Genomic DNA, 20,413 nt, shown 5'->3' on the forward strand with positions numbered 1-20,413 from the left:
ATTTATAAATGACTAACATATTATATCAACTTTTTTCTGCTTTTTTATAATACCTTGTCCGTTAGTTTTGTATGCCAAAAGATTTTCTTTAGCATTTTCTACTGATAAAGAATCTTCTTCTGTATTATTGTACTTTATTTTCTTATATTTATTGGCTTCAGATTTCAATTCTAATTCCTTTTTAACAGTTTCATTTAAGTCTTTCTGGATATCTAAAGATTTATTTACAATCTTATCTTCAACTTCTTTAGCTGCTTCATAAAAACGCTTTGCTCTTAACTCTAATTGACGTTTTCTAAGGGGATTACATTGGGCAAGATTATTAGTAGCTGAGATTAAAGTTTTGGCTCTTGAAGAAAAAATAACTTCATCTTCATCTTTATATTTTAATTCATCCTTTTCCAATTTTTCTTCCATCTGTTTTTGTGCTTCTTCTATTTCCTTCTGTCTTTCTTGTAAAATAGCTTGTTGTATTTGACCTTGAAGACCCTTTATCTGTTCTTCAATCTCTTTTATTTTCTCCATTTTTATTTTAGGATCTTCATTGCTTTCTCTAATAGTGTCAATTTGTTTTTGTAAGGCTTGAATTTGTTTTTCCATATGACTAGCAACATTATTGACCTTTGGAGCAATAGCTTTGTTATAAGGCATATTTTGAATTTTCATATCTTATCTTCATCCCCTCTCTTTAGCTAGATATATATTGTTATCGACTCTAAGAGGTTACACCTTTAATATTTGTCTAGGATTTTTGCAGGGTACAGTTGAAAAACCCAGATAACATAAAAATGAATCTATGATATAATATATATTAATAGGCAAAGTAGATTATTGACTATATAAATATTATTAAAATTCTTAAGCAACGGTATGTTAATTACACTATAAAACCTAACATTTATATGATATAATCTTATAGTCATTGGCTATAAACAAAAAAATAGCTATATATGTTATATTACTACATAGATAGTTAATAATATTTAATATAATAGTTTGTGAGGAAGGTTTTTATGAAAATAAACATAGATAGATTAGAATTAAATTATATATGTGAAGGTAATGGGGATAATGTTCTACTTTTGCATGGTTGGGGTGCAAATATTAATACAGTAGTTCCTATTTTAAATGTATTAAAAAATAACTTTAAAGTATATGCTTTAGATTTACCAGGTTTTGGTGAAAGCCAAGAACCTTATGAGGTATTTGATTCTTTTCAATATGCTGAAATAGTTAAAAAATTTATAGATGAAATGGAAATGCAAAAACTTGTTTTAATAGGTCATTCCTTTGGTGGAAAACTATCTATTATATTAGGGACAAAATATCCAGAAATAGTAGATAAAATAGTTTTAGTAGATAGTGCTGGATTGATACCAAAAAGAGGCTTAAAATATTATCTTAAAGTTTATAGTTTTAAATCTGCAAGATTTATCTATAAAAACCTTTTTTTCTGGATGAGTAACGAAAATAAAATGGAAAGATTTTATAAAAAATTTGGCTCTACAGACTATAAAAATGCTTCTGGTATAATGCGGAGGATATTAGTCAAAGTGGTGAATGAGAACTTAAAACCTATTTTAAAGGATATTAAAGCACCAACTCTTCTTATTTGGGGAGATAAGGATACTGACACACCTTTATATATGGGCAAGATAATGGAAAAGGAAATACCTGATAGTGGCCTGGTAGTACTAGAAGGTACAGGACACTATTCTTACTTAGATAACTATCAAAGATTTGCAACAATATTGAAAGCTTTTTTATTGCCTTAAAAGAAGTAGTTAAAAATTATGGAGTAGTAGATTTATATGTTGATTGTGGAGGTTGATAAAGTGAATTGGTTTGGTATAGGGATATTCCTTTTACTTAGTTTAATAGGCTTATTACTCATATTGAAAAGAGCTAAATATTTTTTACATATGATTCAATTAGAAGGTTATAAAAATGAACAATATATAAAATGGATGGAAAATAACAGTAGAGTTTACTCTAAAAAGATGAAGAATACTCTTTTACTTGGGACTATAGCAACATTTATATACCTAATTGTAGGTATAATACTTATTAATACAAAGTTAAGTGTTTATTTGGCTTATATATATTTTATTATTTGGATGGCAATTATGCTTATGTCTATAGAAAAGAATATAGATGAACCCAAGAAGCCTTTAGTCTTAACTAATAGGGCAAAAAGATTATATTACACAAATATAGCTTTAAATATTATTACTACAGTTGTTATATATTTTATCTATAGTTTATTTACCTCTCATTTTATGCTATTTTTACCTATAGTTATATTTATGGAAATGCTATTATATTATTTCCAACCTTTAATCATGCTTTTATCAAATATTATAATAAAACCGGTAGAAAAAAGTATAAATATGCATTTTTATACAATGGCTCAAGAGAAAGTAAAATCTATGGGAAACTTAAATGTAGTAGGTATTACAGGAAGCTTTGGAAAGACTAGTACAAAATTTATTATAGGTACTATATTAAGTGAGAAGTTTAAGGTTTTAAATACGCCAGAGAGTTATAATACCCCTATGGGATTAAGTAAGATAATAAACAATGATTTAAAAGAGGACCATGAAATATTTGTTGCAGAAATGGGAGCAAGAAATATTGGAGATATAAGGGAATTGGCAGAACTAGTGTCTCCTAAAATAGGAGTTATAACGTCTATAGGACCTGCACATATAGAAACCTTTAAAAATATTGATAACATTATGAAAACTAAATATGAGTTGATTGAGGAATTACCTACAGATGGAGTAGCGATTTTTAATTATGATAATGAATATATCAAAAAGTTAGCAGATAAGACCTTCAAGGAAAAAATTCTTTACGGATTAGAGGATAAAGAGAGTTTAGATATTTATGCAGAAGATATACAAGTTTCAGAAATAGGATCAACTTTTATGGTAAAGGATAAAGAAGGAAATAGTATTAGATGCACAACTAAATTATTAGGCAAACATAATATTTATAATGTATTGGCAGGAGTAAGTGTTGCACGATCCATGGGAATGTCTTTCGAAGAAATAAAGAAAGGCATAGAAAAAATTGAACCAATACCTCATAGATTGAATATGATAAACCCTGGAACTGGTGTAGTTATAATAGATGATGCTTTTAACTCTAATCCTATAGGAGCAAAGGCAGCTTTAGAGGTATTAAGTCAATTTAAAGAAGGTAGAAAAATTATAGTTACTCCAGGAATGATTGAATTAGGATCTATGGAAGCCGATGCAAATAGAGAGTTTGGAGTTAATATTGGTAAAGTTTGCGATTATGTTATACTTGTAGGAGAAAAGAGAACTACTCCTATATATGAGGGATTAATGGAAGTCAACTATAATAAGGACAATGTATTTATTGTCAACAATTTAGATGAAGCTTCAGCTCAAATTCAAAAAATAGTTAAACCAAAAGATGTAGTTTTATTTGAAAATGATTTACCGGATAACTACAATGAATAAGTTTATATGAAGGAGGTCTTTTATGTGAAAAAAAAGGTTGCCGTGATCTTTGGTGGACGGAGTGTAGAACATGAAGTATCAGTAATCACTGGTATGCAGGTTATTGAAAATATTGATAAGACAAAATATGAAGTAGTACCAATCTATATAAACAAAGATGGAAAATGGCTAACTGGAAATAGCTTAATGGAATTCAAGAGTTTTAAAGAAAATAATCTTAAAGATTTAAAGGAAATTATTTTATCACCAAATCATGGAGATAAAAATATTTATGCTCATCCAGAAAGTCTTGGACTTTTTGGAAAGAAAATAATAGATAAAATAGACATAGTATTTCCAACTATTCATGGTACCAATGGAGAAGATGGAACTATTCAAGGTTTATTTGAGTTAATGAACATCCCTTATGTAGGTGGAGGAGTTTTAGCATCTAGTGTAGGGATGGATAAGATTCTTATGAAAGATGTTTTTAAAGCTAACAATCTTCCAATCGTTGATTATACATGGTTCTATAGATCAAGATGGGAGAATAATAAAGATGATATTATAAAAAATATTGAGGAAAAATTAGAATATCCTTTATTTGTGAAGCCGGCTAATTTAGGATCTAGTATTGGTATATCTAAAGCTAAGGATAGGGAAAGTCTTATAAAAGCTAGTGAAGTTGCTATAGAATATGATAGGAAGATTATAGTAGAAAAATCAGTAGAAAACCCTAGGGAAATAAATTGTGCTGTAATGGGTTATGATGAAGAGATAATTACTTCTTTATGTGAAGAACCTTTAGGCTGGGAAGAAATTCTTACTTTTGAAGATAAATATGTAAAGAGTAATGCAAAAGGTGGAAAAAGCAGTGGTGAAAGGAGAATAATTCCTGCAGATATTGAAGAAAATATCAGAATACAGATAGAGACTATAGCTAAAGAAGCATTTATATCTATAGATGGTAGAGGAACATCGAGAATAGATTTTTTATTAGATGAGAATAATAAAGTTTACATTAATGAAATAAATACACTTCCTGGATCTGTAGCTTTTTATCTTTGGGAAGGTAAAGGATATCCATTTAAAAAATTAATTAATGAACTAATAGATATCGCTATTAAAATTCATGAAGAGAAAAATGAAAACATGTATTCTTATGATGCAAATTTATTTAACAGAATCCAATATGGTGGTAAAGTCAGAGCTAAATAAATCAGCAGCAAAGTAAAAGTGTAAGATATTAAAAGTATCTTACATTATTTTTATAATCTATAAGATTAATTTTAACAAAAAATCTAATGATATTAGAACTAAAAGGTCATAATAATACTAAGATAAAAACCCTTTGAAGGGAGGACAAAGATGAATATTAGATCAACTATAATAGATTTTATGGAAGAAAAGATATATAAACCTATGTTAAAGGAAGAGTTAGCTGTTCAATTTGACATAGATCTTAAAGATTTAGAAGATTTCTATAAAGTTATAGAAGGCATGGAAAAAGAAGGCATAATTATAAAGACTAGAAATGAGAGGTATGGACTAGCAGACAAGATGAATCTGCTAGTAGGAGTACTTGAAGGAAATGAAAAGGGCTTTGGTTTTGTAGTTCCAGACGACAAAACTAAGGGGGATGCATTTATTTCTCCAGAAAATATGAATGGTGCTCTTCATGGAGACCGTGTAGTGGCTAGAATTATAAAGAGACAAGAAGTTGGAAAAAGAGAAGAAGGAGAAATAATAAGGATTTTAGAAAGAGTAAACAAAACTATTGTTGGTACCTTTGAAAGTAATAAAAGTTTTGGTTTTGTAGTTCCCGATGATCATAAGATAAGTTATGATATATTTATACCAAAAGCCTATATGAAGGATGCTAAAACTAATCAAAAAGTAGTAGTAGAAATAATGAAATGGCCAGATCAAAGGCGAAATCCCGAAGGAAAGGTAGTTGAAATATTAGGATTTTTAGATGAAAAGGGAACAGATATTTTATCTATAATTAAACAATTTAAATTACCTGAAGAATTTCCAAAGAAAGTTCAAGAACAAGTATTAAGCATTGAACAAACTGTAGAAGAGAAAGAAATTGAAAGAAGAGTAGATCTAAGACATCTAAATACTTTTACTATAGATGGTATAGATGCTAAAGATATAGATGATGCTGTGTCTATTGAAGTCTTAAAAAACGGAAACTATAAATTAGGAGTTCATATAGCTGATGTGGCTCATTATGTAAAGGAGAAATCTGCTCTTGATAAAGAAGCATTAAAGAGAGGTAACAGTGTTTATTTAATAGATAGAGTAATACCAATGCTGCCTAAAGAATTATCCAATGGTATATGTAGCTTAAACCCCAATGTAGATAGATTAACTTTAAGTGTAATTATGGAAATAGATAAAAATGGCAGTGTAATAGATCACGAAATAGTAGAAGGAGTTATAAATAGTAAGCAACGACTTGTTTATGATGATGTGTCTAATTTATTGGAAAATGATGATGAACAGGCAAAAGAAAAATTATCAAAGGTGAAAGATGATCTGAAATTAATGGAAGAGCTATGTCATATACTATATGCAAAAAGAGAAAGAAGAGGAAGTATAGACTTTGATTTTCCAGAAGCTAAAATAATATTAGATGATAAGGGTGTTCCTGTAGAAATCAGAAAAGATGATAGAAGAATTTCTAATAGAATGATAGAGGAGTTTATGCTAGTATGTAATGAAACTGTAGCAGAGCACTTTCATTGGGCAGATGTTCCATTTTTATATAGAATCCATGAAGAACCTTCTGAAGAAAAGATAAGTGATTTTAATAAACTTATTCATAATTTTGGATATATTTTAAAAGGGAAACAAGAAATTCATCCAAAAGAATTACAGCTTTTAACTAAAGAAATAAAAGGAAAAAAAGAAGAAACACTAATTAGCACCCTTTTATTAAGGTCATTGAAAAAAGCTAGGTATAGTAGTGAATTAGATATTCACTTCGGTTTAGCGGCAAAATATTATTCTCATTTTACAGCACCTATTAGAAGATATCCAGACTTAGTAATCCACAGAATAATTAAAGCATATATTAATGGAAAACTTACACCAGATAAACAAGATAGATTGGAAGTTTTACTTCCAGAAATAGCAGACCATACTTCTAAGACAGAAAGAAAAGCTGAAGAAGCAGAAAGAGAAGTTGAGGATTTAAAGAAAGCTCAATATATGAGTGAAAGAATTGGAGAAGTATATGAAGGAATAGTATCTTCCTTAACTCATTTTGGGATGTTTGTTCAACTAGATAATACAGTAGAAGGACTAGTACATTTTAGCAATATGATAGATGATTATTATCATTTTGATGAAGATAAATATTATATAATTGGAGAAAGAACCAATAAACAATATAGACTTGGAGATACAGTAAAAATTCAAGTTATAGATGCAGATGTAATGAAGAGAAATGTTGATTTCCAAATTGTTCCTTAGAACATTGACAACTGTGAGAAAATTTGTTAAACTACAATATAGATTAAAAATTATAATGTGGTGATTGTATGAAAAAAATAGGTACAAAAGTGGTGGCTACCAATCGAAAAGCAAGATATGAGTATTTTATAGAGGATACTTTTGAAGCTGGCTTGGTTCTCACAGGAACGGAAGTAAAATCAGTAAGGCAGGGAAAATTAAATATTAAGGATAGCTATGCCATCATTGAAAATGGAGAGGCCTATATTAACAATATGCACATTAGTCCTTATGAACAAGGAAATATATACAATGTAGATCCTTTAAGGAAAAGGAAACTCTTACTTCATAAAAGGGAGATAAGAAAACTTTTATCTTCTATAATGCAAGATGGATATACCTTAGTTCCTTTATCTGTATATTTAAAAGACGGATTAGTTAAATTAGAGTTAGCAATAGCAAAAGGTAAAAAATTATATGATAAAAGAGAAAGTATTGCTAAAAAGGATGCAGAAAGAAGGATACAGAAGCAAGTTAAAGAAAGATATTAATTATCTTATAAAACAACATGAAACTATTCATTTTAATTTTTTAAATATTAATATGGATAGTTTTTTATATTAATGAATAGGCAACTTAAAATTGACATAATATTGTTATTTTGTTATAATATAAAATAGACTAAAATTCAAATGATTGATCAAACTAATCATATTGAGAAATAAAATTAAATATGGGGGCGAATTTGGTTTCGACGGGGATGCGGAATCAGGAGTAGCGAGTCGTTGATGCCAAACAACGTTAAAAGTGGCAACATAAAATAAACGCAAACGATAATTACGCATTAGCTGCTTAGTAAAGTAGCTCGTTCTACCTAAGAATCCCACGCCTTGGGATAGAACGTCAATATAGTGGGGAACCGAGCCTTACAAAGCTTTGAGTAGGGAACGGAAATTATGAAGCTACTGAAACTTGAACCTTGTCAGTAAGGGTCAAGTAGAGGGAATGTTAAACTACTGAATGCACTCGGAGAAGCTCTTGTGGAAGTGTTTTCGGACGTGGGTTCGATTCAATAAGGAGTCGCCCTATAGAGTGATCTATAGGTGAAAATCTGGCTTTATCGGTGAAGGCTTAGGCTTTTTTTAAAGGTTATGCTGATACCGAGGGGTATGAGGAGAAATCTTACAGCCCTGTATCGACTTATAGGCTGCTAAGTTCAATTTGAATATGCAGTACTAGGATGGAAGGTTTTAAAACTATAATATACTTCCATAATACGCCAGGAAAGTTAAGTAGTAAGTCTACTAAACTTTAAGATATAGTCAGTGCCATTAGGAAACTATTGGATAACATGTCCCACCGCCTCCACCATACATAAGTATAAAAGCCTTGATTATTATAATTAATCAAGGCTTTTATAATGCCATAAAATCCATATAAAATTGCTCTTTTTTCTCTCTTAATTCATCAGAATATTTCCCGTTCCTAGGGGTCACTTCTTTATATTTCTTTAAAATATGATATAGGAAGTATTTATGAGTTATTATCCAAATTTAGTAGGTAATCTGCATTTTTATTAATTTAGTGCATTAAGTAAATCAAAAATAAATGATGTTTATATGAATAAATCAATCTTACAGCTTTGTTAAGAGAGCAAAATAAGGTATAATTTTAAGTGGGGACAAATATTTTAAAATGAAATATTATATTAAAAATGTTATTTTAACTAGTAATATCACTCAAACATATTAAGGAGGAAACTATGGAGATAGCAGTAATTGGTATAAATCACAATACAGCACCTATTGAAATTAGGGAAAGAGTTTCTTTCACTGAATCTATGAAAATTGAAAGTGCCAATAGAATATTGGATAAATCTACAGAAGAAATAATTATTATTTCAACTTGTAATAGAAGTGAAATATATATATCAACTAATGATATCGATAAGGCCGTAGAAGAGATTAAAGAATTTTATAGGGAGTTTTTTGAGTTTGATGAAGTAAAAGATTATATCTTTACTAAAAAAGGAAGGGATGTAGTAGTTCATCTTTATATGGTGGCTTCAGGATTGGATTCTATCATATTAGGAGAAGATCAAATACTAGGTCAAATAAGGAAAGCTATGATGTTTTCTATGAACTTAGGATTTAGTAAAAAGGTTTTAAGCAGATTGTTTATGGATGCAATATGTGAAGGTAAGAAAATAAGGAACAGTATAAAAATATCGGAAATTCCTTTATCTACTAGTTATATTGGGATAAACTTACTTAAAGAAAAAATGGGAGGATTAAGAGGGAAAAAAGCTTTAGTTATTGGAGCTGGAGAGATAAGTACTTTAGCCATTAGGTATTTATATGAAGAAGAATTAGAAAAAATATATGTTACCAATAGAACTCATGGTAAAATAAAGGAATTATTTAAGGAATTTGATGGGTTAAATCCTGTAGAATATAATAATAGATATGACGTTTTAAGGGAAGTAGATATTTTAATTACTGCAACGGGAGCACCTCATACAATTATATCTTATAATAATGTAGTGGATTTAAATAATCAACTATATATATTAGACTTAGGTCTTCCTAGAGATGTAGATTCACAAATTGGTGAAAAAGAAAATATAGTTTTATATCATAATGATGATTTAAAGAAAGTGTCAGAAGAAAACTTATTGAAGAGAAAAAGACTTTCAGATGAAGCTATGGAGATTATTAATGAAGATGTGGACAAGTATATGAAATGGATTAGGAATATAAGTGTTGATCCCGTTTTAGAATCTCTAAATAAAAGATGTTCTTCTATAAAAAGTGAAACTATGGACTACATTAATCGGAAGATTGATTTAGATAAAAGAGAGGAAAAAATAATAGACAAAATGATTATGTCTGCATTAAAAAAAGTTATACGAGAGCCTATAAAGGCATTAAAGAAATTAGATGAAGAAAATATAGAAGAATATATAGAGGTTATTGAAAAACTATTTGAAATTTAGGGGTGACCTATGTTTTATCCTATAATGTTAAATATTCATGAGAAAAAAATATTAGTAGTAGGTGGAGGAGAAATAGCCTATAGAAAATCTGAGAAACTATTAGAATTTGGTGGAAACTTATTAGTCCTAAGTCCGAAGATCAATAATAAGTTTAAAATGTTAAAAGAAAAATATAAAGATAATTTAAATTTTAGATATGATTTTTACAATAAATTATATCTTCAAGACGTCTTCTTAGTGGTAGCTGCCACATCTTCAAAAGAAATAAATAAGCAGATTTCAATCGATTGCAAGGACTTAGGTATTTTGGCCAATATTGTAGATAGCAAGGAAGATTCTGATTTTATATTTCCTTCTATTATAAATAACGATAATTTAACTATAGCCATTTCTACAATGGGAAGTTTTCCTTATTTAAGCAAAACTATTAGAATGGATATGGAAAAAAAGTATAAAAAATTTAATAAAGAATATATAGATACTTTGGAAAAAATAAGATATTTAGTTCTTGATCAGCATAAAGATAAAATGAAAGAAATAATGGACTATGCTTTAAAATTAGATATAGATGAATTAAAGAATTTCCTTATAAAACTAGAAGTTAATGATTTAAAATAAAGGGGGATCAGAAATGAAAATAGTAGTAGGTACCAGAGGAAGTAATCTAGCCTTGACTCAAACAAATATGGTTATAAATGAATTGAAAGAAAATCACCCAAATATAGAATTTGAAGTAAAGATAATAAAGACAAAAGGAGATATTTTAAATAACATTCCCATAGATAAAATTGGTGGAAAAGAAATATTTATAAAAGAAATAGAGAAAGAATTATTAGATGGAACTATAGATATGGCTGTACATAGTATGAAGGATATGCCCGGGGAGCTTCCAGAAGGGTTAAAATTATCTTTTACGCCAAAAAGAGAAGATTGTAGAGATGTATTAATATTAAAAGAAGGAATAACAAATATAGATGATATTCCTATAGGAGGTAGAATAGGTACAGGCAGTAAAAGAAGGAAATATCAAATACTAAAATATAGACAAGACCTAGAAATAGTAGGAATAAGAGGAAATATAGAAACTAGAATAAAAAAGATAGAAACAGAGGATTTAGATGGAGTAATACTTGCTGCTGCTGGAGTTAATAGATTAGGGTTGGAATTAGGTGATAGGATATTTTATTTAGATAAGGAAGTAGTATTGCCTTCACCAACTCAAGGAATACTTGCTATTGAAATTAGAGAAAATGATATTAAGCTTCACAATATATTAGAATCTATATCTCATACGGAAACAGAAATTCAATCGAGAGCTGAAAGAGCGTTTCTTAAAGGAGTAGGGGGGAGCTGTCATATTCCGGTAGGAGCTTATTGTAATGTTATGGATAAAAAAATATATTTAGAAGGACTCTTAGGTACAGAAGATGGATCTATTTTAATAAGAAAGTCTGTAGAAGGAAATTTAGATTCACCAGAGGAATTAGGATATAATTTAGCTAAATATATGGTTAAGGAGATAGATAGAATATGAATGGAAAAGTATATCTTATAGGAGCAGGACCAGGAGATCCGGGGTTAATAACATTAAAGGGATATGAATATTTAAAAATTGCAGATGTAGTAGTCTATGATAGATTGGCTAATCCTAGATTACTAGAAAACATTAAAGAAGGATGTAAACTTATTTATGTAGGTAAAGCGTCAAAAGAACATACAAAAACACAAGATGAAATAAATGAAATAATATTTCAAGAGGCTAAAAAAGGGAACATAGTTGTAAGACTCAAAGGTGGAGATCCTTATGTATTTGGAAGAGGTGGAGAAGAGGCAGAATATTTATACGATAGAGGTATTGATTTTGAAGTAGTACCAGGTGTTACTTCTGCTATTGGTGGACTTGCCTATGCAGGAATACCTATTACTCATAGAGGTATATCTACATCTTTTCATGTAATTACTGGACATTTAAAAGATGAAGGTCAAGAGTTGAACTGGAATGCTTTAGCAGGGCTAGATGGAACAATGGTTTTTTTAATGGGTGTTTCAAACTTAGAAGATATATCAGCGAATTTAATAAAACATGGGAAAGATAAAGAAACACCAGCAGCTATTATAAATTGGGCTACTACCAATCAACAAAGAGTTGTAGAAGGAAATTTATCTAATATATATGAAAAAGCTCTTGAAGAAGATATACAACCTCCTAGCCTAATAGTAATAGGTGATGTAATAAACTTAAGGGAAAAATTAAATTTTTATGATAACAAGCCTTTATTGGGAACCAATATAGTAGTTACTAGAGAAAAACGTTATGCGAAGGAGACTGTAAGGAAATTAGAAGAATTGGGAGGAAACGTTATATCTTTTCCTACTATAAAAATAGAAGAGATAACTCCTAATAAAAAATTAGATGAATCCATTATAAATATTGATAGATATTCTCATATAGTATTTACTAGTGTTAATGGAGTTGAAATATTTTTCAAAAGATTTTTTGAGTTAGAGAAAGATATACGAAGTATTTCTGGAATAAAAATTTCTGCAGTAGGGCCTAAAACGGCAGCAGTTATTAAGAAATATGGCATTAATGCTGATTTAGTTCCAAAAGAATTTGTAGGGGAAGGTTTAGTCGAAGAACTTAAGAAAGTGCTCTCTAAAGAGGATAGGATATTAATACCAAGAGCTGAGATAGCTCGCAAGGAATTGGTAGACGAATTATCTAAAGTTTGTTTAGTAGACGAAGTAAAAATTTATCGTACTTCTAAAAGTATAGAAAGTAGAAATGAGATAATAAATTCTTTAAAAGACTTAGAATCATATTATTTAATATTTACATCTTCCTCAACTTTTATAAACTTTATTGAAATACTTGATCAAGACACTAGATGGGTGTTAGATAAAGGAAAAGTAATATCTATTGGACCCATTACTACAAAGACTATTGAAGAAAAGGGATATTCTATATATAAACAATCTGAAATCTATACCATAGATGGAATACTAGAATTACTCATAAAGGAGAGTAGATAAAATGAATATTATAAATAGGACTAGAAGACTTAGAAAGAATCCTACAATAAGGAGCATGGTAAGGGAAACTAAATTATCAATAGATGATTTTATTTATCCTTTATTTATTGTAGAAGGAGAAAATATAAAAAAAGAAATCTCTTCTATGAAAGGTGTTTATCATTTTTCAGTAGATATGGTTTTAGATGAAGTCAAAGAACTTTTAGAATTAGGAATAAAATCTATATTGCTATTTGGTATACCAGGTAGTAAAGATGAAATAGGATCAGAGGCTTATTCAAGTCAAGGTATTGTTCAGAAAGCAACGAGAGAAATCAAAAAAGCATTCCCCGAAATCTATATAATTACAGATATATGTATGTGTGAGTACACATCACACGGTCATTGTGGAATATTAACGGATAAAGGTGAAGTAGATAACGATATGACTTTAACATATTTAGGGAAAATTGCTCTTAGCCATGTAGAAGCAGGAGCAGATATGGTAGCACCTTCAGATATGATGGATGGTAGAATCGGATATATAAGGAAGGTTTTAGATGAAGATGGATATGAGACTATTCCTATAATGTCATATAGTGCTAAATATTCATCAGCATTTTATGGACCGTTTAGAGAAGCAGCTGATTCTGCTCCAGCTTGTGGTGATAGGAAAGCCTATCAAATGGATTGTGCCAATTCTGATGAAGCTATGAGAGAAATAATGTATGATATAGAAGAGGGTGCAGATATTGTAATGGTAAAACCTGCTCTTTCTTATCTTGACATAATAAGAAGAGTTAATGATAACTTTAATATGCCTATTGCAGCCTATAATGTAAGTGGAGAATATTCAATGATAAAAGTGGCTATAGAAAATGGGATTTTAGGAGAAGAAGTAATAATGGAAGTTTTAACTTCTATAAAAAGAGCTGGTGCTGACATTATTATTTCATATTTTGCTAAGGATGTGGCGAAATTTCTAAAATAGAATCTAAGTATAATTTGAAAGGAGTTTTGGAATTGAATCTTGAAAAGTCAAAGAAGGTATATAAAGAGGGTATAAAATATATTCCTGGTGGTGTGAATAGTCCTGTAAGAGCTTTTAAATCAGTATGTACAGATCCTGTTTTTATATCAAAGGGATATGGTAGCAAAATAGAAGATGAAGATGGGAATACTTATATAGATTATATTTGCTCTTGGGGACCAGCAATTTTAGGTCATTCAAATCAAGAGTTAATGGAAGGAATCGAAGATATAATTAAAGATGGACTAAGTTTTGGACTACCTACTAAAGTTGAAGTAGATATGGCAAAGCTGATGGTAGAGTCCTACCCAGCTATAGATATGGTGAGAATGGTTAATTCAGGTACAGAAGCTACTATGAGTGCTATAAGGGTTGCAAGAGGATATACCAATAAAAATAAAATAGTAAAATTTGAAGGGTGTTATCATGGACATAGCGACTCCCTTTTAGTAAAATCCGGATCTGGAACTATAACTTATGGTGTACCCACAAGTTTAGGTGTACCTGAAGAAATCGTAAAAAATACTTTAGTATGTAGATATAATGATATAAAGGATTTAAAGGAGACATTTGAAAAGCATGGTTCTGATATAGCAGGAGTTATAATAGAACCTGTAGCTGGTAATATGGGTTTAGTTCCAGCAGATAAAAAATTTTTAGAAGAACTAAGGAAGATAACAAAAGAATATAACTCCCTTCTTATATTTGATGAAGTAATTACTGGATTTAGAATTGATTATGGTGGAGCTAGTGAAGTATACGGAATTAAACCTGACATGGCTTGTTTTGGAAAAATAATAGGTGGAGGGTTTCCAGTAGGAGCTTATGGTGGAAAAAAAGAGATTATGGAAATGGTATCTCCTCTTGGTGGAGTATATCAAGCTGGAACGCTTTCAGGAAATCCTCTTGCTATGCATATGGGATATAAGAATTTAAAGATTTTACAAAGAAATAAAACCGTGTATAAAGATATGGAAGAAATGGCTATAACTTTAGAAAAAGGTATTGCTGAAAATATTAAAAACATAGGAATAAAAGCTACTATAGTTAGATTTAAAAATATGCTTACATTGTTTTTTGGAGAAGGACCTTTTAGAAATTATGATGATGTACAAAAATGTGATACTAATGTTTATGCAAAATATTTTAAAGAAATGTTAAATAGAGGAATTATGCTTCCACCTGCACAATTTGAATGTATGTTTTTATCAGCAGCTCATACAAAGGAAGATTTAGAGTATACTATAAAAGCAAATTATGAATCTTTAAAGGCAATTAAGGAACTATAAAATAAGACCTGAGAAACAATTGTTTCTCAGGTCTTATTTTATAGTTATTTTTTAAAATTATCCAACATAGTTAGCGAATAGTGTGATAAACAATAAAGTAGATAAAGCAACGGCAGCCCAAGTACATCCTCCAAGAATAATAGGTTTAGCTCCTTTTGTAAAAAGATCTTTAAATTGAATTTTAAATCCAACTCCAGCTAAGGCTGCTGTAATTAAGAATTTATAGCCATTTTTAAAGAATTTTCCTAATCCAGGAATAATATTAAATACTCCTAAAGTATTTAATATAGCCATTACTAAGAAAATAAGTATAAACCATGGAAAAACCTTCATAATAGTTTGACCTATGGATAGTTGTTCTTCATTATTTTTATTTAAATTAGATTCCTTTTTTACAGTTATAATAGTAAAGATAATTGAAACAAGAATTAACAAAGTAGTTCTGGTAAGTTTTATAGTAATTGCTAAACTTGAATCAAGATTATTTAAAACATTATATGTAGCTTCAGCCGCAGCAACACTAGAAGTATCATTTATGGCTGCACCCGCTAAGAATCCAAACTGATTAGGAGTTAATCCAATAGCTCCAGCTAAATAGGGATAAAGTAAAGCAGCTAAGATATCAAATAAAAATATGGCAGTCATTGCATAGGCAATTTCTGATTCCTTAGCTTTGACAATTGACGCTAGAGTTGCAATTGCAGTACCACCACAAATACAACTACCACCACCAACTAACGTACAAGTATTAGTAGATAATTCCAATTTTTTACCTACAAAATAGGCTACTGTAAATGATAAACAAATATTAAAGAGTAGTAATGGTAATGCTTTAGCTCCATAACCTAAGACCTGATTAAAGTTAAGAGTTGCACCTGCCAAGATGATTCCCCATGTTAAGAATTTTTTGCCAGCAAAAGATGTACCAGCTTTAAAATCTTTATCTATAGAAGGCATAATATTTAGGATAATCATACCGATGAATAAGCCGATCATAGGGGCGCCAACTAAATTTTGTAATCCTCCTAGAAATGTGGCTAGTATGGCAATTCCAATACAAAGAATAATACCAAGTAACTTTTTATTACTCATAATTTTCTCTCCTTTATAAAAATTAATGTTAAACTTTTATGTTCATTTGAAAATATTAAAAAGGGGGACAAACTATTTTAAAAAATATTATTCAATAGTGTTAAAAAAAAGACAAATAATTTTAAAAAATATTATTATCCAAAAGAAAGTTTTATTAAATACTTTCTTTTGGATAATTTTCTAGCTAATTAACAAGTAGCTCCACCAACTAAATGAAGTTCAGAGTTTAAGATTTCTTCTTTTCTATCTAAAATTTCATCTGATAACAATTGAGCCTCTACATCTTCAAAACCAATTCTTTCTATTGTTTCAGATAAACGCTCTCCAGTTATACCTTGTTCTCTAAATAGAAGTATAGTCTTTTCAATTATATCCATAACTTCTTCTTCAGTTGTAAAAATTTTATTTAAAGGAATTCCATGATTTACTAACTTACCCCATCTACCACCTATAAATACTCTATAACCTGTTTGTCCATCGGGTATAGCATCGAAATGACATTTATCAATACAACGTCCACAGTTATTACATTGTTCTTTATCAATTTCTAGGATACCATCTATAACTTTAGCTGCATGAATTGGACAAGTATTCTCTACACTACATACTCTACAACCATTACATAGCTCTTGATCATAATTAGGAATTCTTTGTCCAACAATTCCTAGATCATTTAAGCTAGGTTTCATACAGTTGTTAGGACATCCTCCTACACCAATTTTAAATTTATGTGGTAATTTAACATCAGAATAACCTTTAAAGAATATTTCATGAATTTTTTCAGATAAATCGAAAGTATCAATTAAGCCGTATTGGCAGGTTGTACCTTTACACGCAACTACTGGACGTACCTTAGAGCCAGTACCACCAGTTTCTAGACCTTCTTTTGCAATATAAGCTCTGAAATCTTCTATTTTATCATAAGGAATCCCTTGGCATTCTATTGTTAATCTTGATGTAAAAGTTACAATACCATTTCCAAAAAGTTCTGCAGCTTCTGATAGACACTTATTTTGAGCAGCGGTAATTTTGCCATTTACAGTGATGATTCTACCAGAGAAGTTGTCAGTACCTTTGTTAGCGAGAAACCCTAATGCCTTTACTTTTTTTTGATCTTCTGGACTAATAGTTAAACTTGCCATAATTGATTTACCTCCTATTTTTTATATTTATATTTGATTTAAAGTTAAACCACCTTCAAGAACTAATGTATTAGTATAACCAAAATGTTTTAAGCGATTTTGTAACATATAAGCTCTTTTACCTTTAGCGCATACTAATAATAATTTTTCATCTTTATTAAATTCAGGTAATTCTCCATTTACTTTAGAAAGGTCAATATAAGGAACACCTTTTAAAGAAGGAGCAATAGATGCATCGATTATTTTATATCCTTCTGCTTTTCCAGTTGCAAAATCATAAGGTGTAATTGTATTAAACTCTCCATTTATTTTATTTAATAAAACATTTACAGTATGTGTAAATGGATGAATTGCAGTTGAAAATGGAGGAGCATATGCTAAGTCCATATTTTCCATATCTTCTAAAGTTGCCCCCATAGTAATTCCTGTTACAGCAATATCTATCATCTTATCTACAGCACCTTGTCCTAGTACCTGTAAACCTAATAACTTTTTAGTCTTTCTGTCTGCCAACATTTTAACTATAAAGAAAGATGAATCTGGATAGTAATGAGCTTTATCATCTACAACTGTTACTACAGTCACTACATCATAGCCTTCATCTTTAGCAGCTGATTCTGTTAATCCAGTTCTACCAATGTTAAGTTCAGGTAGTTTGGCTACTCCTGTACCAAGAACTCCTTCATAATTAATTGTTTTACCATTGATATTTTTAGCTAGAATACGTCCTGTAATATTAGCAGTAGATCCCATTGGTGACCAAGTAGGTTTTTTTGTTATTCTATTTGTTACACTAGCACAATCACCAATAGCATAAATATTTTCATAATTAGTTTGGAAAAAATTATTTACTTCTATTGTTCTATTTGGCATTAATTTAATATCTGTATTAGATAAAAATTCTGTATTAGGTCTTATACCTATTGAAAGAATAACTGCATCTGTCTTCATAATACGTTTATCTGTTTTAATTTTTTCCACTTTGCCTTCACCAATAATGGCTTCTAATTTTGTTCCTGTAAAAACCATAATTCCATGTTGAGATAAATGATCTGCAATATATTCAGTAAATTCAGGTTCAAATCCTGGTGGTATCATTTCAGCCATGTCTATTACAGTAACCTTAACTCCTTGAAGTGCTAAGTTTTCAGCTACTTCAAGCCCTATGAATCCACCGCCAACTATAGTAGCCCGTTTGATTTTATTTGCTTCAATAGAATCACGTAAAGAAATAGCATCCTCTGGAGTTCTCATAAAAAATACGCCATCTAAATCTATTCCATCTATAGGAGGTTTTATTGGCTGAGCACCAGAAGCAATAATTAATTTATCGTATTCATATGTACAAGTTTCATTTGTTTTTAAACCTAAAGCTTCTATTGTATTTTCTTTAGGATTAACTTTAGTCACTTTAGTTTCTGTTAGTACATTGACTCCAGTTAATTCAAAGAAACTTTGTGGAGTGTTTACGATTAATTCCTCTTTATTATGAATCACATTACCTACATAATAGGGTAAACCACAACCTGCATAAGAGATATCCTTACTCTCTGTTAATATTGTAATGTTAGAATCTCGATTTTCACGTTTTAATTTTGCAGCAACTTTAGTTCCAGCCGCTACACCGCCAATAATAAGAACTCTCATACTTTCACTCCTTTGTATTATTTTTAACGATTCTTACTATATAAATATATCATTTGTTTAATTATTAATAAAGTGATATTATCTAATGATAATCATAGGTAAAACCTATAGCAGTTTTAGTTCTAAAATAATAATTCTTATAGGTAAAGGGAGGATGCATTTATGACAATAAGACATTTAAGAATTTTTATTGAAGTAGCAGATAGTGGCAAAATGAGTATTGCAGCATCAAAGCTTTTTATTTCTCAGCCTACAGTTAGTCAAGCTATTAGAGAATTAGAAGAACATTATAATGTAATTTTATTTGAACGCTTATGTAAAAGATTACATATAACCCCTGAAGGTAAGAAACTACTTTCCTATGCTAGAAATGTAGTAAAACAATATGATGATTTAGAAGAAAAAATGTTAGCAATAAATGATATTGATAAAATATATATTGGTGCAACGATAACCGTAGGTAATTGTTTACTCTCTAATATTATTAATAAAGTTAGGGAGAATAGTCCAAAACTTGAGCCTTATGCTTACATAAATAATACAAGTGTTATAGAAGAGAAACTACTAAGATCGGAATTAGACATCGCACTAGTGGAAGGCAAAATTACAAATTCTAATTTAATTTGTATTCCAGCAGTAGATGATTATTTGGTTCTCGTTTGCAGTAAAGACCATATTTTCAGCAAAAGAAAAGAAGTTAGTTTGGATGATTTAGCAGATATGGATTTTGTTATGAGGGAAAAAGGTAGTGGAACAAGAAAATTATTTGAAGACTATATGTTGGATAATGGTGTTAATATAAGAACTCGCTGGGAAACTAATTGTCCTGGAACCATGAAGAGTGCAGTAATAGAACACCAATGCTTGGGCGTTCTTTCTGTTCGGTTAGTAGAAGAAGAAATTAAAAATGGCATAATGCATGTAATTCGTAATCCTGAGTTTAAATGGGAGAGAAATTTTAGTATTGTATATCATAAAGACAAAATTATAGATGAAGGGATGAAGGACGTAATAGAAGTAATCAGCAATTATAAAGAGATAGATATTCTAGAAAAGTTGTATTAGAGAAAATAGATAATAATAAACTTGTTGTGCTAGTTAAAATCACAAATATAAAAGCTCTAGTTATTATATTGACATATCAAGAGAGCTATTTTTTCAGACGGTGAAATAATTACTATGAGTATTGTTGGAGAACTTTAACCATTGATTCAGAAAAAGCATGGTATTACTTTATAAATAAAACCCTTAAGGTTAAGTTATGTGATTAAGGG

16 protein-coding genes and 1 other RNA gene are annotated in these 20,413 nt (G+C 29.7%); 13 read left to right on the plus strand and 4 right to left on the minus strand.

Annotation, left to right across the window (positions count from 1 at the left end; genetic code table 11):
• Window positions 1–12 precede the first annotated feature (12 nt).
• Entirely contained in the window at window positions 13–666 is a 654-nt protein-coding gene (locus tag KQI42_RS07735) for a FlxA-like family protein (protein WP_216518484.1), read from the minus strand.
• Window positions 667–1,013: 347 nt separating this feature from the next.
• On the opposite strand from KQI42_RS07735, the gene KQI42_RS07740 reads away from it, so the two are divergent.
• From KQI42_RS07740 to hemL, 12 genes are all read left to right on the plus strand, one after another.
• On the plus strand, window positions 1,014–1,775 hold the full coding sequence (locus KQI42_RS07740; protein ID WP_216518486.1) for an alpha/beta fold hydrolase: 762 nt from the start codon (window positions 1,014–1,016) through the stop codon (window positions 1,773–1,775).
• Window positions 1,776–1,835: 60 nt separating this feature from the next.
• Window positions 1,836–3,491 carry a UDP-N-acetylmuramoyl-tripeptide--D-alanyl-D-alanine ligase gene (locus KQI42_RS07745; protein ID WP_343231668.1) on the plus strand — a complete coding sequence of 552 codons (1,656 nt, stop codon included), beginning with the start codon at window positions 1,836–1,838 and terminating at the stop codon, window positions 3,489–3,491.
• A gap of 24 nt (window positions 3,492–3,515) precedes the next feature.
• Window positions 3,516–4,688 carry a D-alanine--D-alanine ligase family protein gene (locus KQI42_RS07750; protein WP_343231669.1) on the plus strand — a complete coding sequence of 391 codons (1,173 nt, stop codon included), beginning with the start codon at window positions 3,516–3,518 and terminating at the stop codon, window positions 4,686–4,688.
• A gap of 150 nt (window positions 4,689–4,838) precedes the next feature.
• Window positions 4,839–6,953 (plus strand): ribonuclease R, encoded by a 2,115-nt coding sequence (gene rnr / locus KQI42_RS07755; RefSeq protein ID WP_216518493.1) that lies wholly within the window; start codon window positions 4,839–4,841, stop codon window positions 6,951–6,953.
• 68 nt (window positions 6,954–7,021) lie between these two features.
• Window positions 7,022–7,483, plus strand: a complete 462-nt coding sequence (smpB, locus tag KQI42_RS07760) for an SsrA-binding protein SmpB (protein ID WP_216518495.1) — start codon at window positions 7,022–7,024, stop codon at window positions 7,481–7,483.
• Between the two features lie 193 nt (window positions 7,484–7,676).
• Window positions 7,677–8,004: a transfer-messenger RNA gene (ssrA, locus tag KQI42_RS07765) on the plus strand.
• A gap of 690 nt (window positions 8,005–8,694) precedes the next feature.
• Window positions 8,695–9,927: a glutamyl-tRNA reductase gene (hemA, locus tag KQI42_RS07770; protein WP_216518497.1), complete on the plus strand. Its 1,233-nt coding sequence runs from the start codon at window positions 8,695–8,697 to the stop codon at window positions 9,925–9,927.
• Window positions 9,928–9,936: 9 nt separating this feature from the next.
• Window positions 9,937–10,545 carry a precorrin-2 dehydrogenase/sirohydrochlorin ferrochelatase family protein gene (locus tag KQI42_RS07775; RefSeq protein ID WP_216518499.1) on the plus strand — a complete coding sequence of 203 codons (609 nt, stop codon included), beginning with the start codon at window positions 9,937–9,939 and terminating at the stop codon, window positions 10,543–10,545.
• A gap of 13 nt (window positions 10,546–10,558) precedes the next feature.
• The gene (hemC, locus tag KQI42_RS07780) at window positions 10,559–11,461 is read left to right on the plus strand and encodes a hydroxymethylbilane synthase (protein WP_216518501.1); all 903 of its coding nucleotides are present in this window, start codon (window positions 10,559–10,561) and stop codon (window positions 11,459–11,461) included.
• Complete coding sequence (gene cobA / locus KQI42_RS07785) at window positions 11,458–12,960, plus strand: uroporphyrinogen-III C-methyltransferase (RefSeq protein WP_216518504.1); 1,503 nt, start codon at window positions 11,458–11,460, stop codon at window positions 12,958–12,960. The genes hemC and cobA overlap by 4 nt, the downstream gene beginning before the upstream one ends.
• A 1-nt stretch (window position 12,961) precedes the next feature.
• Window positions 12,962–13,930 carry a porphobilinogen synthase gene (gene hemB / locus KQI42_RS07790; protein ID WP_216518506.1) on the plus strand — a complete coding sequence of 323 codons (969 nt, stop codon included), beginning with the start codon at window positions 12,962–12,964 and terminating at the stop codon, window positions 13,928–13,930.
• Window positions 13,931–13,962: 32 nt separating this feature from the next.
• On the plus strand, window positions 13,963–15,258 hold the full coding sequence (gene hemL / locus KQI42_RS07795) for a glutamate-1-semialdehyde 2,1-aminomutase (RefSeq protein WP_216518508.1): 1,296 nt from the start codon (window positions 13,963–13,965) through the stop codon (window positions 15,256–15,258).
• A gap of 57 nt (window positions 15,259–15,315) precedes the next feature.
• Here hemL and KQI42_RS07800 read toward each other — a convergent pair whose 3' ends face one another.
• From KQI42_RS07800 to KQI42_RS07810, 3 genes are all read right to left on the minus strand, one after another.
• The gene (locus tag KQI42_RS07800) at window positions 15,316–16,350 is read right to left on the minus strand and encodes a YeiH family protein (RefSeq protein ID WP_216518510.1); all 1,035 of its coding nucleotides are present in this window, start codon (window positions 16,348–16,350) and stop codon (window positions 15,316–15,318) included.
• A gap of 188 nt (window positions 16,351–16,538) precedes the next feature.
• The gene (locus tag KQI42_RS07805; protein ID WP_216518512.1) at window positions 16,539–17,492 is read right to left on the minus strand and encodes a hypothetical protein; all 954 of its coding nucleotides are present in this window, start codon (window positions 17,490–17,492) and stop codon (window positions 16,539–16,541) included.
• Window positions 17,493–17,519: 27 nt separating this feature from the next.
• Window positions 17,520–19,139, minus strand: coding sequence for an FAD-dependent oxidoreductase (locus tag KQI42_RS07810; RefSeq protein ID WP_216518514.1), 1,620 nt, complete (start codon window positions 19,137–19,139; stop codon window positions 17,520–17,522).
• Window positions 19,140–19,301: 162 nt separating this feature from the next.
• Between KQI42_RS07810 and KQI42_RS07815 the strand changes: the two genes are divergently transcribed.
• Complete coding sequence (locus KQI42_RS07815) at window positions 19,302–20,204, plus strand: LysR family transcriptional regulator (protein WP_216518516.1); 903 nt, start codon at window positions 19,302–19,304, stop codon at window positions 20,202–20,204.
• Window positions 20,205–20,413 lie beyond the last annotated feature (209 nt).

Origin of the sequence: Tissierella simiarum, from assembly GCF_018917865.1 — a bacterium.
Lineage (GTDB): Bacteria > Bacillota > Clostridia > Tissierellales > Tissierellaceae > Tissierella_C > Tissierella_C simiarum.